At 56.1% G+C, this 16,097-nt stretch carries 15 protein-coding genes and 2 pseudogenes; 9 read left to right on the top strand and 8 right to left on the bottom strand.

Annotation, left to right across the window (positions count from 1 at the left end):
• Window positions 1–19 precede the first annotated feature (19 nt).
• From L6D81_RS02945 to L6D81_RS02930, 4 genes are read left to right on the top strand one after another with little or no spacing between them, the layout of a single operon-like run.
• Window positions 20–1,072 (top strand): hypothetical protein, encoded by a 1,053-nt coding sequence (locus L6D81_RS02945; RefSeq protein ID WP_236177840.1) that lies wholly within the window; start codon window positions 20–22, stop codon window positions 1,070–1,072.
• Window positions 1,069–1,905, top strand: coding sequence for an inositol monophosphatase family protein (locus L6D81_RS02940; protein WP_236177839.1), 837 nt, complete (start codon window positions 1,069–1,071; stop codon window positions 1,903–1,905). The genes L6D81_RS02945 and L6D81_RS02940 overlap by 4 nt, the downstream gene beginning before the upstream one ends.
• 23 nt (window positions 1,906–1,928) lie before the next feature.
• Window positions 1,929–3,065 (top strand): radical SAM protein, encoded by a 1,137-nt coding sequence (locus L6D81_RS02935; RefSeq protein WP_236177838.1) that lies wholly within the window; start codon window positions 1,929–1,931, stop codon window positions 3,063–3,065.
• Window positions 3,062–3,748 (top strand): dTMP kinase, encoded by a 687-nt coding sequence (locus L6D81_RS02930; RefSeq protein ID WP_236177837.1) that lies wholly within the window; start codon window positions 3,062–3,064, stop codon window positions 3,746–3,748. The genes L6D81_RS02935 and L6D81_RS02930 overlap by 4 nt, the downstream gene beginning before the upstream one ends.
• Before the next feature lie 74 nt (window positions 3,749–3,822).
• Here the strand turns inward: L6D81_RS02930 and L6D81_RS02925 are convergent, their stop codons facing one another.
• The 3 genes from L6D81_RS02925 to L6D81_RS02915 form a co-directional block, all read right to left on the bottom strand.
• On the bottom strand, window positions 3,823–4,311 hold the full coding sequence (locus L6D81_RS02925) for a GNAT family N-acetyltransferase (protein WP_236177836.1): 489 nt from the start codon (window positions 4,309–4,311) through the stop codon (window positions 3,823–3,825).
• Window positions 4,312–4,627: 316 nt separating this feature from the next.
• Window positions 4,628–5,122: a GyrI-like domain-containing protein gene (locus L6D81_RS02920; RefSeq protein WP_236177835.1), complete on the bottom strand. Its 495-nt coding sequence runs from the start codon at window positions 5,120–5,122 to the stop codon at window positions 4,628–4,630.
• A 68-nt stretch (window positions 5,123–5,190) separates the two neighbouring features.
• Window positions 5,191–5,853: a LysE family translocator gene (locus L6D81_RS02915; protein ID WP_236177834.1), complete on the bottom strand. Its 663-nt coding sequence runs from the start codon at window positions 5,851–5,853 to the stop codon at window positions 5,191–5,193.
• A 139-nt stretch (window positions 5,854–5,992) separates the two neighbouring features.
• On the opposite strand from L6D81_RS02915, the gene alaC reads away from it, so the two are divergent.
• A complete protein-coding gene (gene alaC, locus L6D81_RS02910; protein ID WP_074688274.1) occupies window positions 5,993–7,201 on the top strand; it encodes an alanine transaminase in 1,209 nt (402 codons plus the stop codon).
• 203 nt (window positions 7,202–7,404) lie between these two features.
• Here the strand turns inward: alaC and L6D81_RS02905 are convergent, their stop codons facing one another.
• Window positions 7,405–8,757, bottom strand: a complete 1,353-nt coding sequence (locus tag L6D81_RS02905; RefSeq protein WP_236177833.1) for a GntP family permease — start codon at window positions 8,755–8,757, stop codon at window positions 7,405–7,407.
• Window positions 8,758–8,840: 83 nt separating this feature from the next.
• Window positions 8,841–9,374, bottom strand: coding sequence for a gluconokinase (locus L6D81_RS02900; protein ID WP_011335582.1), 534 nt, complete (start codon window positions 9,372–9,374; stop codon window positions 8,841–8,843).
• Window positions 9,375–9,590: 216 nt separating this feature from the next.
• On the opposite strand from L6D81_RS02900, the gene gntR reads away from it, so the two are divergent.
• Complete coding sequence (gene gntR / locus L6D81_RS02895) at window positions 9,591–10,622, top strand: HTH-type transcriptional regulator GntR (protein ID WP_236177832.1); 1,032 nt, start codon at window positions 9,591–9,593, stop codon at window positions 10,620–10,622.
• A 61-nt stretch (window positions 10,623–10,683) separates the two neighbouring features.
• Here gntR and L6D81_RS02890 read toward each other — a convergent pair whose 3' ends face one another.
• A complete protein-coding gene (locus L6D81_RS02890) occupies window positions 10,684–11,556 on the bottom strand; it encodes a LysR family transcriptional regulator (protein ID WP_236177831.1) in 873 nt (290 codons plus the stop codon).
• 119 nt (window positions 11,557–11,675) lie between these two features.
• On the opposite strand from L6D81_RS02890, the gene L6D81_RS02885 reads away from it, so the two are divergent.
• The 3 genes from L6D81_RS02885 (at window position 11,676) to L6D81_RS02875 (ending at window position 14,382) form a co-directional block, all read left to right on the top strand.
• Entirely contained in the window at window positions 11,676–12,116 is a 441-nt protein-coding gene (locus L6D81_RS02885) for a PACE efflux transporter (protein WP_236177830.1), read from the top strand.
• A gap of 125 nt (window positions 12,117–12,241) precedes the next feature.
• Window positions 12,242–13,663 carry an MFS transporter gene (locus tag L6D81_RS02880; protein ID WP_236177829.1) on the top strand — a complete coding sequence of 474 codons (1,422 nt, stop codon included), beginning with the start codon at window positions 12,242–12,244 and terminating at the stop codon, window positions 13,661–13,663.
• A gap of 152 nt (window positions 13,664–13,815) precedes the next feature.
• The gene (locus L6D81_RS02875) at window positions 13,816–14,382 is read left to right on the top strand and encodes a hypothetical protein (protein ID WP_236177828.1); all 567 of its coding nucleotides are present in this window, start codon (window positions 13,816–13,818) and stop codon (window positions 14,380–14,382) included.
• Window positions 14,383–14,439: 57 nt separating this feature from the next.
• On the opposite strand, the pseudogene L6D81_RS29625 reads toward L6D81_RS02875, so the two are convergent.
• Window positions 14,440–14,868 (bottom strand): annotated as a pseudogene (locus tag L6D81_RS29625) (methyl-accepting chemotaxis protein); the annotation flags it as partial.
• 120 nt (window positions 14,869–14,988) lie between these two features.
• Window positions 14,989–15,759: pseudogene (locus L6D81_RS29620) on the bottom strand (PAS domain-containing protein); the annotation flags it as partial.
• Between the last annotated feature and the right edge of the window lie 338 nt (window positions 15,760–16,097).

The raw sequence follows: 16,097 nt of genomic DNA, 5'->3' as shown, positions 1-16,097 counted from the left end.
TTTTCGTGAGACTCCAAACATGAATCATGCCAGCGCGTTACCTTTGCTCTACAACTCGCACTTAAATTCCACAACCATTATTAGCGAGCATCACGCATGGAGAACTCTGACCGGTTTACAAACCAGTGATTATTACGCTTACCGCAAAGCGCTAATGAGCGGGTGCCATCTCCAGAGAGCTTCCTTTGAACTTCGCCATCCGGAAGTCATGGTTTGCGACTTGAGTAACCTCGACCCAATTTATGATGGTATGTCAGACGAAGAGATAATACGAATATGGGAGTACTTAAACTCTAGGACAACCCAATTACAATCATCTGACATTTGCAAGATAAAGGGAGATGGTCTCTCACCAGAACTAGCCGTGTCAGGACCTTCCAAGGCCAAATTATTGGATTTCAAGAGCGCTCTGATTAAAGAAGCACTCGCGACATCCCATCAGCCTTTTCCCTGCGTAAAGCCAACGAATAGAGGCCTTACAAAAACCAGACTGCTAATAGATACTGATAATGAAACCTTGGATTTCCACAATAAATTCTGCGCCTTCTACAGCAAATACATTTCTCATGAACACTGGGATAGCAGTCTTGCTCTCAATACCAGATACATCTATGACGACCACTCTATCTGGCTAAAAATCAAAAACATATCAAAAAACAAGCTTTTTTTATTATCAGCCGGCCTACCACTTGCACTTGGATACCTGGCAGCTACCAAAGATACAGATATATTTTTCTCTGAAATCCATCGCCAAAATGACCCGAGCCTTCTAGCTAGAGATGAAAATTTTCTAGACATATTCCCTCATATAACTTCGTCGAATGATTCATGGCTGGTTATAGACAAGGCCTATACCGGCGGAAGCCTAAGGCAAGCGGCGAATATGATCAGAAAGAAACTCGGTTACAACTTCGAAGTTAAAACACTAGCACTTTCCCCCAAAACCTTCAGCGCCTTTATGAGTGCAGACTACGCCGTTTACGCAGGAAAACTATTCGACGTAAAAGTCTACGCTTCTAAACTCAATCGGGAAAACTGGCACACGCAATTAATATCTGAGAAATCGGTATGAGAGCACTATTCAAGCGCGAATACATTCCAGAACTGGAAGCAAGTCTTTATGAAGCCAGAAAGCAGTTACGGCGCTATTGGGCCGGCACATTGTCCACTCTTCCAGAGTTTAACAAAACCAACACAAACCAGCATTTCAACCAAACACAATACGACATAGATTGCCAAAACATACTCTTTAGCTGCTTGTCAAAATCTCGTATTAAAATGACAATTTACTCAGAAGAAAGCACTTCACCAATAACAATTGGAGATCACGGTGACCTCTACGCTCTGATTGACCCCCTAGATGGCACACACAATGCGCTTATGGGTTTCCCGAACTACACATCTAGTGTTGCCATCTATCATGGTGATGAGTACGTATTTGGATGGATTTACGACATCTCTAGAGATTTAGTCTATACCGCTGCACTTGGTGAAGGAGCGTATCTTCAGTCCGCAATAATTGTGAAACGGTTAAACACACGAAAAACCGAATCATTGGAACAAATGCGACTTTCATTTCACCGTCCTCGTGGCAGTAAAGAAAGACATAAAATAGAACGGCTTTTATGGTCAGCGGACAAAGTGCGTGTTTACTCTTGCTCTTCGTTGGAAATCTGCCTGATTGCTGCTGGGGTTCTTGATGCGTTTATTGATATCGGTTCACCTGGACATGAGAGAAGCTGTGATATTGCGGCGGCAAAACTTATTTTGACAGAGTCAGGCGGAGCATTATTCGATGACAAAGGTCACTTAAGGCATTGCTTACCGCCATCCGCAGAAGCGCTGAAGGATAATGGAACATTGATTGCACTATCTTCAGAAAGTCTAATAACAATATTCTTGTAGCGCAATTAACTGGAAGCCGAATCATGCTATTCGATACAGCAAAATTGAAACTATCCATACTGGCCAATGGCGTTAATTTCAGCCGGGATTTCTTAGAGCATTTTCAAACAGAGGTGAATCATATTGAAAAAAGACGTGCATACGGAACAGGCGACAGCGTCATAATCGACCCAACGATCCGAACCCCACAAGAAATTATTCTTGATGGAGATATCATTACTGCCGTCAACTACAACCCACACTCAGAATACAAAATCATCTTAGAACAAAATACTCCCGCACTAAGCTACAACAAAAACACCATTAACATTACGTTTCCAGCCAGGCCTAAATCTTACGGAAAAATTTTAAGCAATGGCGAGTTCTTTGAAAAACATCTGACGATATACGGAAACTCTACGCTTGGAATCTTCTCCCCCGGCCATTGCTATTACTTCAATGACGGTCATGAGTGTAAATTTTGCTCTCTGGGTTCAGCTCGAGAAAGTCTGTCAGATCATAGAATGCGAATTAAAGGCGACATTGCTGGAGAAGCAGTAGCGATGGCTGTCAAAGATGAGAGCAGCCGATACCGTAGGGTATTATTGAACGGAGGTACAATCCCTAACTACGACAAAGGGTATGAGATGCATATCGATTTGCTGAATAGAGTAAAAGAAAAGAATGCACATAACCACTTGGATTACCACTTGATTTCTATGCCACCCAAAGATTTCCGTCTTTTCGAAAAATTCAAGGCTGTCGGCAATAACATGTCAATGAGCCTGGAAGTATTCAACCCTGGCCTTTTTTCAGAAGTATGCCCAGGCAAATCTCGTGACTACACTCGAGATCGTTTCCTCGAAGCTTTTGAAGCCGCTGTAGAAACTCTCGGACGCGGCAACGTATATGCCGGATTCGTTGCCGGAATGGAGCCATTAGAGTCAATCATAGAAGGTATCGAATACTTTGGTCAGATGGGCGTAGTTCCAGCAGTGGCAGCATTTCACCCAGATGCTGGCTCGCAATACAGTGCGAGAGAACGACCTTCCGTAGAGTTTCTTAGTGCAATTGGTAAAAAGATGTCAGAAATTTATCAAAGAGAAGGATTTCGACCATTGATAGAGGGTAGCGGTAGAAACTCTCTAGATACTGAGGCCTACCTAGGAGCGTTCGCATGAACTACACATCTGAGCAAGGAATATTTATCGCATTTGAAGGAACGGATGGTGCAGGAAAGTCTACTATCGCAAGAGCAACATACGAAATCCTCTCCCAATCTAATATGGATTTGCACTACGTCGACAAAAACCGCCCACCCGTTTCTTCAGGATATACCGAATTCCACATGTCACGACTCCGGGAGATCCTTTGGGATTATCCGGACGATGCCCCTCTTGAGCAATTAGGCGACAAACACTGGATGAGCCTTATAACTGCATGGTTTCAAGCGACAGACCATGCTGCTATATCTCCAATAGTTAGCTCTGGCGAAAATTGCATCGCAGATGGCTGGTACCACAAATACCTAGCGCGCTTCTTGCTTAAAAGTACAGATTTAGCAGAAGAAGCCCTGGCAGTATTTTCAACAATTAGAAAGCCAGACTTCGTGATTTTTCTCGATGTTGATCCGGCTCTCGCGGCACAAAGAAAGGGATCGTTCCGTCTAAGCGAGAGCGGAGCTTATGACGGTGGCAATGAGGATCGTCTTAAAAGTTTCATTGCATATCAAAACCGAGTCCGATCCAGTTATGAGCGCTGTGGTTTGGCAAATTGGGTGGCGATTGACACCACCGATTTAAGTGAAGAGGCAGTACTTGATAGAGCGGTAGGCGCGGTACAAAAAATCCTTATTAAAAACTAGAAATCCGCCTGCCCGGGTGAGTGTATGACACGTACAAATGAGTAACCAATCACCCATAGGGGTTTAGTGTTGGCTCACAGAGTGAGGATCATCTCGTGCCACGCCATACCGCCGTGGTCGGATTCGGACGGTTTGATGTAGGCGAAGCCAAACCCGGCATACAGCGGAATATGTTTTTCCTTGCACATCAGGTGAATCGTCGCCTTGCCCTGCTCGCGCATGCGTTCGATGAATTCCCCCAGCAGACGCTTGGCCAGGCCCAGCCCCTGATAATCGGGGTGCACCACCACCGACATGATCACCACGTTCGGACCGGCCGGGTCGTGGCCGATCAGTTCCTTGAACGCCTCGTCGGACATCTGCACGTCAAACGCCGCACCGGAGTTGATGAAGCCGGCCACCTGCCCGTCCACCTCGGCGACGATGAAACCGTCCGGCCAGGTGGCGATGCGCGTGGCGATTTTCTCGCGGGTCGCGGCTTCGTCGCCCTCATAGGCGAGGGTTTCGATGGCGTAGCAGCGATCCAGGTCGGCGGCGGTGACGTGGCGGATGACGGTGTTCATGGCGGCTCGAAATCAGTAAAAACAGGGCCGCCAAGGATAAAGGAATAAGGTGTTCATATCGATCCGCCTGGGGGGCGTAAAGCCTGCGTATAAGCGCTTTTCTTCGGATTCGGGACGGTCTATTTCTGAGACCTGACTCTTATCACCCGAGGGGGAAGCGTTTATGAGCAGCGTGGAAATCGGTTTGTTGATGGTGTTGGGCATCAGCTTCTTCGGCTTCATCACCCTGGGCATCGACCTGTTGCGGGCACGACGGATCAAGGGCAAATAGGGCTCGACCGGCAGCGCGAAACGGGTTCGCGCTGCCGGCTGCCGATCAGGTTTTCTTTTCGACCGGGACGCAGATTTCCAGCTTGCCGGTCTTGAGCTTCGGGTTGAAATCGGCGCTGTAGCGCTCCAGCTCCGGGGCGTTGAGCCCTTTGTATCCGGACGCCGGCAGCCAGCTGTTGTAGATGTAATCAAGGGTCTGCGGCAACTGATCCAGCGACCCCCTGTGTTCGAATACCGCGTATTGGCGTGGCAGGATTTCGATCCACGGATATTTTTCCTGGGGAAAGTCATCGAGCTTGCGGATTTCGACACCGGCCATGTAATCGAAACCGCCGTTGCCGTCGAAATTGCTGCAAACGCCGTAGGTCACTTCGCCCTTCTGTCCCGGAATATTTCCGATGTGCGGGATGAGTTTTTCCCACAGTGCAGGGATGTCCTGAACGGTCTCTTTGGTGAAGCGATCGCGAAAACCTGCAATCAGCAGGAAGTGTCCATGTTCGAAGCGAGGTTCAGCCACTTCGACGCGTTTTTGCTCATCCATGACGCGACTCCTTGAACGAAAAAAGTGGGTTCGGCTGGGAGTATAGAAGCCAAACCCGATTCGCACATTTACAGCGTATGCAGGGCGTCGATGGCACCGGAACCGACGAACTCGTTATAACCGGATACGATCACGTAGACCGCGAAATAGCAGAAGATCGCTGCAGATGCCAAGTAGGAATAGCGCAGCAGCTTGTCACCGAGCAACTTGCCGCCATGGCTCGCGGCGAAGCACAGTCCCGCCGACCACAACAACCCGGCACTCAGGAAGCCGCCGAGGAACAGCGCCGAGCTCAAAGGACCGCCGCCACCGGAACGGGCGATCAACGTCCCCCCCACCGCCGCAAACCAGAGGATGGCGCTTGGCGACGACATGGCCAGAAAGATCCCACGGAAGAATTCCTTGCGATGGGAGTTCTGGCCGACTTCGGCGGTCGCCGCCAATTGCGCTTCGTGGTGGATCGCCGAATAGATCATCTTCGCCGCGAAATAGATCAACAGCGCCGAACCGCCGATCCACAACACCCAGCGCACGGTTTCGTACTGCAGCAGAACGGTCATCCCGGCCAGTGCCAGCACCGCGTAGATCAAGTCGCCGACGCAAGTGCCGAGGCCCAGGGCGAAGCCCTGGAAATAGCCGCGCTGCATCGCCAGGGTGATCATCGCAATGTTGGCCACGCCGGTGTCCAGGCACAGCGAAAGGCTCAGCAAGAAGCCGCTGGTGAATTCCATTAACCGATTTCCTTGGGAAAAAATTGTTTACAAAGGCTCTGGACAGTCTGCCATCACTGCCCTTATCGTCCGCCACAGGTCACCGCAGTGACCAGCGTCGCTCGGACGGTTCCGGGCGCTTACGTTATCCGAGGCAACAATGGCTGAACAAGGTTCGCCGCGCCGCTTTGCGCGCATTGATCGACTCCCCCCTTACGTTTTCAACATCACCGCCGAGCTGAAGATGGCCGCCCGACGTCGTGGCGAAGACATCATCGACTTGAGCATGGGCAACCCCGACGGCGCCACGCCGCCGCACATTGTCGAAAAACTCGTCCAGGTTGCACAACGCGAGGACACCCACGGCTATTCCACGTCCAAGGGCATTCCGCGCCTGCGTCGGGCAATTTCCAACTGGTACAAGGAACGCTACGAGGTCGAGATCGACCCCGAAAGCGAAGCCATCGTTACCATCGGTTCCAAGGAAGGCCTGGCCCACCTGATGCTGGCGACCCTGGATCAGGGTGACACCGTGCTGGTGCCGAACCCGAGCTACCCGATTCACATCTACGGTGCGGTGATTGCCGGCGCCCAGGTGCGCTCGGTGCCGCTGGTGCCGGGCGTGGATTTCTTCGCCGAGCTGGAACGGGCGATTCGCGGCTCGATCCCGAAACCGAAGATGATGATCCTCGGCTTCCCGTCCAACCCGACCGCGCAATGCGTGGAGCTGGATTTCTTCGAGCGGGTAATCGCCCTCGCCAAACAATACGACGTGCTGGTAGTGCACGACCTGGCCTACGCCGACATCGTCTACGACGGCTGGAAGGCCCCGTCGATCATGCAAGTGCCGGGCGCCAAGGACATTGCGGTGGAGTTCTTCACCCTGTCCAAGAGCTACAACATGGCGGGCTGGCGGATCGGTTTCATGGTCGGCAACCCGGAACTGGTCAGCGCCCTGGCGCGAATCAAGAGTTACCACGACTACGGCACCTTCACCCCGCTGCAGGTGGCCGCGATTGCTGCGCTGGAAGGCGATCAGCAATGCGTGCGCGACATCGCCGAGCAGTATCGCCAGCGCCGCAACGTGCTGGTCAAAGGCCTGCATGAACTGGGCTGGATGGTCGAGAACCCGAAAGCCTCGATGTACGTCTGGGCGAAGATTCCCGACGCCTACGCGCACCTCGGTTCGCTGGAGTTCGCCAAGAAGCTGCTGGCAGAAGCCAAGGTGTGCGTCTCGCCGGGTGTCGGCTTTGGTGAGTACGGCGACGATCACGTGCGCTTCGCGCTGATCGAGAACCAGGACCGGATTCGCCAGGCGGTACGCGGGATTCGCGGGATGTTCCGGGCGGATGGCCTGGGCACCAAGTAACTGCCTCCTCTCCTCCTGACCTGACCTGACCTGACCTGATCGTTCCCACGCTCTGCGTGGGAATGCCTCAATGGACGCTCTGCGTCCGCTTTGGGACGCAGAGCGTCCCGGGCTGCATTCCCACGCGGAGCGTGGGAACGATCAAAGTCATCACCCACAAAAAAACCGCATTGCTGCGGTTTTTTTGTGTCTTGCGCTCGAGGTTAAACGAACAGCGACAACAACAGAATAAAGCCCAGGCCCACCACCGACAGGATGGTTTCCATCGCGGTCCAGGTCTTGAAGGTTTCGGCTACGGTCATGTTGAAGTACTGCTTCACCAGCCAGAAACCGGCGTCGTTGACGTGGGACAGGATCAGCGAGCCGGCGCCGGTGGCCAGCACCAGCAACTCACGGTTCACGCCCGGGATCATCCCCACCACCGGCACCACGATGCCCGCACCGGTGATGGTCGCCACGGTGGCCGAACCGGTCGCGATGCGGATCACCGCCGCCACCAGCCACGCCAGCAGGATCGGCGAGATCTGCGCGCTGACCGCCATGTGGCCGATCACGTCGCCCACGCCGCTGGTCACCAGCATCTGCTTGAAGCCACCGCCGGCACCGATGATCAGGATGATCGCGGCAGTCGGCGCAAGGCTTGCATCCAGCCATTTGAGCATCTGGTTCGACCCAATGCCCTGCTTGTAGCCGAAGGTGTACAGCGACAACAGCAATGCCAGCAGCAGCGCCGAGATCGGGTGCCCGATCATGTCCATCCAGGTGCGGAAGAAATGTCCGTCCGGCAGCGCCACGTCGGCAAAGGTTTTCAACAGCATCAGGAACACCGGCAGCAGCACGGTGACCAGGGTGATACTGAAACTCGGCAGGTTGGCGGAATCGTTTTCACGGGCCAGTTGATCGACCAATTCCTGGTTCGGATGACCCGGAATGTGCTTGGCGATGAACGTACCGAAGATCGGGCCGGCGATGATGGCGGTCGGCAGTGCGACGATCAGACCGTACAGAATGGTCTTGCCGATGTCGGCACCGAACACGCCGATGGCCAGCAGCGGGCCCGGGTGCGGCGGCACCAGGCCGTGCACGGCGGACAGGCCGGCGAGCAGCGGGATACCGATCTTGATGATCGACACACCGGTGCGGCGAGCGACGATGAACACCAGCGGAATCAGCAGCACGAAGCCGATTTCGAAGAACAGCGGAATGCCCACCAGAAACGCGGCGAACATCATCGCCCACTGCACCTTGTCCTTGCCGAAGGCGCGGATCAGGGTCTGGGCGATCTGATCGGCACCGCCGGATTCGGCCATCATCTTGCCGAGCATCGTGCCCAGCGCGAGGATGATGCCGACGAAACCGAGTACGCCACCGAAGCCGTCCTGGAACGCCTTGATGATGGTGCCGATCGGCATGCCGGACGTCAGGCCAAGGAACGCGGCGGCGATGGTCAGGGCAATGAAGGGGTGAATCTTGAACTTGGTGATCAGGACGATGAGTCCGATCACCGTAACCACTGCATCAAGCAGCAGGTAGGCGTCATGGGACATGCCAAACATGAGGGGGTGTCTCCTGGTTTGTTGTTGTTATTAAAGCGGGTTAATCAGAAGTCGAAAGGACAGCGCTATCTTCACATTCACACTCATACCGCCTGTTTCAGGCCATGGGCCTGCCACCAGACGTGGGCCTGGGCCGCCAGTTCTTCAACGCTGTGGATCGACGCATTCAGGGCCAGGGTCAACGGCTCGCCCTTGGGCGATTCGAGGGTGGCGAACTGGCTTTCGATCAGGGTGGCCGGCATGAAGTGGCCCGGACGGTGGGACACGCGTTCGGCGGCGACTTCCGGCGTCAATTCGAGGAACACGAAGCCCAGGCCCGGCAAGGCGCTGCGCAGCACTTCGCGATAACTGTGCTTGAGGGCCGAGCAAGTCAGCACCGGGCGTTCGCCCAGGGCGTCGACGCGGCGCAGTTCGTCGCACAGGCTGTCGAGCCAGCCGGCACGGTCTTCGTCGTTCAGGGGGATCCCCGCGCTCATCTTTTCGATGTTCGCGGCCGGATGGAAAGTATCGCCTTCAATGGCAGTGGCGCCGCTCAATTGGCACAGGGCCTCGCTGACGCACGTCTTGCCGCAACCGGCAACGCCCATGATGACCAGGGCGGTGATGGGATGATTCATGTAACACCTCAGCGCGCAGACAGCGCTACCTTTGCTAGCTATGACTCTAGTGCACAGGCAGAAGTTGCCGACGCCTTCTTGTCGTTTTTTTGGGTTGCAGCAGGTTTTGTCCGTACGCCAAAAAGCGAGGATCAGGCAGGACCTCGCTTACGCATTTGCAGCTGCATAAGGACAGCGCTACCTTAGTGCCTTGATTTTTGTTTGGCAAGCCGCCCGATGACCACCCCTAAAAACGATAAAAACACTCGCACCACCGGCCGTCCCACTCTTAATGAGGTCGCCCGTCTGGCCGGCGTCAGCCCGATTACCGCCTCCCGCGCCCTGCGTGGGGTCAGTACGGTCGCCACTGAACTGGTGGAAAAAGTGCAGAAAGCCGCGCAGGAACTCAACTACGTGGTCAACCCCGCCGCCCGCGCCCTGGCCTCGGCCCAGAGCCATTCGGTGGTGGTCTTGGTACCTTCGCTGTCCAACCTGTTGTTCATCGACACCCTGGAAGCCATTCATCGGGTACTGACGCCAAAAGGCTTCGAAGTGCTGATCGGCAACTTCCACTATTCGCGCGATGAAGAAGAAAACCTGCTGCGCAACTACATGGCCTATCAGCCGCGCGGCTTGCTGCTGACCGGCTTCGACCGCACTGAAAGTTCGCGGCGGATGATCGAGGCCAGCAATATTCCCTGCGTGTACATGATGGAACTGGACAGCGCCGCCGGGGTGAACTGCGTCGGTTTCTCGCAGCTCAGCGCCGGGGAAACCGCTGCCGAACATTTGTTGTCCCGTGGCCGCAAGCGTCTGGCGTACATCGGCGCGCAGCTCGACCAGCGCACATTGCTGCGTGGCGAGGGCTTTCGCAAGGCGCTGCAAAAGGCCGGTCGCTACGACCCGGATCTGGAAGTGCTGACCCCGCGCTCATCGTCCGTGGGCCTGGGCGGCGAGTTGTTCCTGCAATTGCTGGCGGCGCATCCGGATGTCGATGCGATCTTCTTCGGCAACGACGACCTGGCCCAGGGCGCCCTGCTCGAAGCGCTGCGCAGCGGGATCAGGATCCCCGAGCAAGTGGCGATCCTCGGCTTCAACGACCTGCCGATGTCGGAGCACATGGTGCCGCGCCTGAGCAGCATCAACACGCCTCGCGAGGCGATCGGCAAACGTGCGGCGGAGCAGATGCTGACGCTGATGGCCGGCAACAACGTGGCGCGGCCGGTCGAGGACATGGGCTTCGAATTGAAGATCCGCGAAAGCACCTGACACCGCATCACTCCCAGACGCCCTCACTCCGCCTGATCGTTCCCACTTCGCGTGGCAACGATCACCGGCCGAGTATTTCAACCAATGCCAGCGCCCCCTTCTGCAGCGGCTGGCTCTTGAGCCACACCGCGTGCACCGGCAGCACCAGGCCGTTTTCGATGTTGCGGAAATTCAGCCGCTTCAAGCGTCCGCTATCGAGCCACGGCTGCACCACCGACAGCGGAAAATTGCCCCAGCCCAACCCTGCCTCGACCATCTCCAGCGCCGTTTCCAGGTTGTCGGTGCGCCAGTGGGATTCGGCCACCAGCGGCCGGGTTTCGCTGATCGGCAAATCACGACTGCCAACCACGATCTGCCGCACGTGCACCAGATCCTCGAGAAACAGATCCTGCCCCTGCAACAACGGACTGTCTGCCGCCAGCGTGGCGATCATCCGTTCGCTGCCAACAAACTGAAACCGCTCCAGCACATTCACGCTCAACCCGGCGAACGCCAGGCACACGCTGACCCGGCCACTGTGAAGCATCGCCAGCACGTCATCCTGCGGCGCGGTCAGCACTTCGATGTCAAGCAGCGGATGGCGCTCGCTGATGTCCTTGATCGCCGTCAGCAACCGTCGGCGATCGATATCCGCCGCCACCCCGATCGACAACTTGCTCTCCAGCCCCAATGACAACTGCACCGCGTGCACCTGCAATTGCTTGAGCTGATCGGCGATCAGCCGCGCATGGGGCACCAGCGACAGCGCCATTGCCGTGGGTTGCGGCTCGCGGTGACTGCGGTCGAACAACGCATAACCAAGTTCGGCCTCCAGGTTACCGATGGCCATGCTCACCGCCGACGGCACTTTGCCCAACGCTCTGGCCGCGGCGGAAAACGAGCCGCACTCAATCACGGCGAGAAACAGTTCGATGCTTTCGCTGTTGAAATTCACTTCATACCTATCAATAAAACTGAAAGCTACTGACTTTTTCTGTCACCGCTATTGAAGCTATCTTTCGTCGCCTTCGCCAGCCCCGCTGGCCATAAGTCGCAAGAAAGAGGCAATTCCCCATGCAAGGCGTCAAACGCAAACTGGTCTATGTGTCGCTCTATGAAGTGATCGGCATGACCTTCTCGGCCCTCGGCCTGGCCTTGTTGTCCGGCACCTCGCCCGGCAGCACCGGCCCGCTGGCGGTCATCATCACCACCATCGCCGTGACCTGGAATTTCATCTACACCTCGCTGTTCGAGCGCTGGGAAAGCCGCCAGGTGTCGCGCACCCGCACGGTGAAACGGCGCATCGCCCACGCCGTCGGTTTTCAACTGACGCTGATCGTGTTCCTGATTCCACTGATCGCCTGGTGGATGAACATCCGTCTGGTGCAGGCCTTTTTGCTGGATCTGGCGCTGATCGTGTTCATCCCTTGCTACACCTTTGCGTTCAATTGGCTGTTCGACCGGGTATTCGGCTTGCCAGCGTCTGCACTGCCCGATCCGGCTCCCGCGACATAAAACGCCAATTGGTAAGCAGATATTGCAAGAAATCGGCGGTTTTACCGCGCCAACCGCCGATATAAACAATCCTTGATTTCCGATAGCAGGCTAAGCTTTTCCATCAATAAAAAATGGATCAGCCCATGACTGCACACGCCCCCGCCGCGCAACGCGACGGCATCGACCCGATACGCGCCGCACAGATTTCTGCCCGCATCGACCGCCTCCCGGCAGTCGCCACGATCTGGCGGCTGGTGGCACTGCTGTCGATCGGTGGTTTCTTCGAACTCTACGACCTGTTCCAGACCGCCTACATCAGCCCCGGCCTGATCCGCGACGGCATCTTCGCCACCGGCAATCAGGGCGTGTTCGGTTTCTCCGATCAGGCAGCGTTCGCTTCGGCAACGTTCCTCGGCCTGTTTCTCGGCGCCAGTCTGCTGAGCCCGATGGCCGATCGATTCGGACGGCGGGCGATCTTCACCTTCGCCCTGGTCTGGTACACCGTGGCCACCGTGCTGATGGGCGTGCAGAGTTCGGCGCTGGGAATCATCTGTATGCGCTTTCTGGTGGGCATCGGCCTCGGCATCGAGCTGGTGACCATCGACGCCTACCTCTCGGAACTGGTACCCAAGCGCATGCGCAGTTCGGCGTTCGCTTTCGCTTTTTTCGTGCAGTTTCTGTCGGTGCCGGCGGTGGCGCTGATGTCCTGGTGGCTGGTGCCGCAGGCGCCGTTCGGGGTGTCCGGCTGGCGTTGGGTGGTGTTGGCCAGCGCGGTGTTTGCGCTGTTCATCTGGTGGCTGCGCAAGCGTCTGCCGGAGTCGCCGCGCTGGCTGGCTCAACACGGGCGTTTCGATGAGGCGAACCGGATTCTCGACGGCATCGAGGCGCGCTGCGAGAAAGATCACCGTCAGCCACTGGACGCGCCGGAAGCGGTAGCGGTCGATGTTGAAGGCAAGGGCCGTTTCGCCGACATCTGGCAGCCGCCCTATCGCCGCCGCGCATTGATGCTGATCGTCTTCCACATCTTCCAGGCCATCGGTTTCTTCGGCTTCGGCAACTGGTTGCCGGCGCTGCTTAGTGGTCAGGGTGTCAGCGTCACTCACAGCCTGATGTACGCGTTCATCATCACCCTCGCCTACCCGCTCGGACCGCTGCTGTTCGTCAAATTCGCCAACCGTTTCGAGAACAAGTGGCAGATCGTCGGCTCAGCCCTCGGCGCCATGACCTTCGGCACGTTGTTCGCCCTGCAGACCAGCGCCTTCGGCCTGATCTTCTGCGGGGTGATGATCACCTTCTGCAACGCCTGGCTGAGCTTCAGTTACCACTCCTATCAGAGCGAACTGTTCCCCACCAACATCCGCGCCCGGGCGGTGGGGTTCTGTTACTCGTTCAGTCGTTTGTCGACCGTGTTCAGCAGCCTGCTGATCGGCCTGTTCCTCGATCACTTCGGTACGCCGGGCGTGTTGGCGTTCATCGTCGCCAGCATGCTGATCGTGATGCTGACCATCGGTTGCTTCGGCCCGCGCACCCGCAATCTGGCGCTGGAAAACATCGCCCATCGCTGAAGGACAACGGTCATCCTCTGCCGCCCACCGGCAAGGGATGACCGCTTCGCCGGCTCACAGAAACCACAAGCCATTGAAGTAAAACGACTTATTCGATGGGCACGGTATTTGCTGCCATGGGCTGACAGTCCTTACCTACAGGTCCTTTCATCATGTTGGTCAGTGCAAAACAACAGCAACTCATCCACCTGCCCAAGCATCTGAATGACGATGCAACCACCACGGCAGCGGCCGGCCTGCAAGGCGGACTGCACGGCGCGATGCTGCAGACCCTGCAGAACCAGGCCCAGGCGCAAACCGCCGAAGCCACCGCCAAAGTGCAGGAATCGGCCACTCAACTTGCGACCCAGCAAGTCAGCGAAGCCACACGCATCAGCGACAACGTCGACGAAGCGTTCGCCAAGACCCGTGTCGCCCTGCAAACCTCCGATACCTCGCCGAGCAAATCCTCAGGCTCATCGGCCCTGGACGAGTTCAAGGACTACATGAGCAAGTCGCCGGAACAGCGTCTGCGCGACAGTATTCTCAAGGAAATGGGCCTGACCGAAGACGACATCAAAGCCATGCCGCCGGAGAAACAACTGGCCATCGGCAAAGAGATCGCCGAGCGCCTGCAGGACAAGATGAAGCTGGCCGAAGCCGAGAAACAGAACAAACAGGACGCCGACTCGGCGAAGATCAGCGACCAGTCGGCAGACAAGTTCCTCGCTTCGCTCTAATGGAGTGGCGCATTAAAAAAGGATCCCCATGGGGATCCTCTTTCAGCCGTGAAACCGTCAGTTCAACTGCAACGTCTCGTTGAACTGGCTGATTGCATCCACCACATGCCGCGAACCCTGTTGAATCTCGCGGATCGCATCCCCCGCCTCGTTCGCCAGTTCCACCCCGAGCCCGGTGCGGCTCAGGCTCGACTGCATGCTCGACACTGCACTCAATGAAAGCTCATGGTTCTTGCGCACCACATCGACAATCTCCAGGGTCGCCTGACTGGTCCGCGCCGCGAGGCTGCGCACTTCGTCCGCCACCACCGCAAAACCACGCCCGTGTTCACCCGCTCGCGCCGCTTCGATGGCCGCATTGAGCGCCAGCAGGTTGGTCTGGTCGGCAATCCCGCGAATGGTCTGGACGATGGTGCCGATGATGTCCGACTGCTTGCTGACCGCATCGATACTCAGCGCCGCTTCGTTGAGGTCGCGGGAAATGTCCTGAATGATCTGCACCGTTTGCTGCACGACCTGTGAGCCTTTTTGCGCACAGGCGTCGTTTTGTACCGAGGTGCTGTGGGCCGATTCCGCAGCGGTCTGCAAGGTGGTCATCTGGTGAGTGATGTCACTGGCGAACTTCACCACTTTGTACAACCGGCCCTTGGCGTCGAACAGCGGGTTATACGAGGCTTCGAGGTAAACGGTCTGCCCGGACTTGTTCTTGCGCTCGAAGCGGTGCGAATGATATTCGCCGCGATTGAGCGATGCCCAGAACGCCTTGTACTGCGCGGACTCGGCCTCGACCCGGTGACAGAACAGACTGTGATGATGGCCGACTATTTCGTTGAGCGAGTACTGCATGGTCTTGAGAAAGTTGTCGTTGGCGGTGATCACATTGCCTTGCGGGGTGAACTCGATCACTGCCATTGAACGGCCGATGGCAGCGAGCATGCTCTCTTCTTCCTTTTCCTTGTTCACGCGCGCGGTGATGTCCGCCGCCACTTTGATCACACTCCGGACTTGTTTGTCCGGGCCATACACCGGCATGTAACTGGCTTCGAGCCAGATTTCGCGACCGCTCTTGTTCAAGCGCAGGAAAGTGCCGCTGATGGGCTCGCCCCGGGCCAGGTCACGCCACAACTTGGCGTATTCCTCGCTGCGATAAAATTCTTCTTCACAAAAGATCCGGTGATGTTTGCCACGCACTTCTTCGGCGCTGTAGCCCATGGTCTTGCAGAAGTTGTCATTGGCATCCAGGACGATGCCCTCGGGGGTGAATTCGATCATTGCCATCGAACGGCTGATCGCCGCCAGCTTGGCGTTGGCTTCGGTCAGGGCACAGCTGAAACGTTCGATTTCCTGCAGATCAGCCTTGTGATGTAGGTTGAACATGTCTCTATCACCTTCCGCGCGTTCTTTTGATTTGATGAAAGTTCAGATCTTTCAGAATCCACCACTACGTTCCACAGAACAGGCACACGCCTTCCTCCACGGGAGGAAGTTGTCAGGTGATAAACGATGGTTAATCAAAGAGTCCATGCGAAGACGCTCTAATCAAGACATCCTTCTCTTGATAGCCCGCAGGCGGGCCATTCCTAACATGCAGAAGAACTTCCATTTAAAAACATGCTCCTTGTCGGTTCAGTGTCCGGTGCCTTGGATTGCGCACTCTGGCAGCTTTGAGATCGGTAACCACTAGCGGTCGAAACGCATTGCATGGCGTTCGGCAT

The organism is Pseudomonas sputi, assembly GCF_021603585.1.
In the GTDB taxonomy this organism is placed as follows: domain Bacteria; phylum Pseudomonadota; class Gammaproteobacteria; order Pseudomonadales; family Pseudomonadaceae; genus Aquipseudomonas; species Aquipseudomonas sputi.
This window is presented reverse-complemented; position numbering and strand designations above follow the sequence as displayed.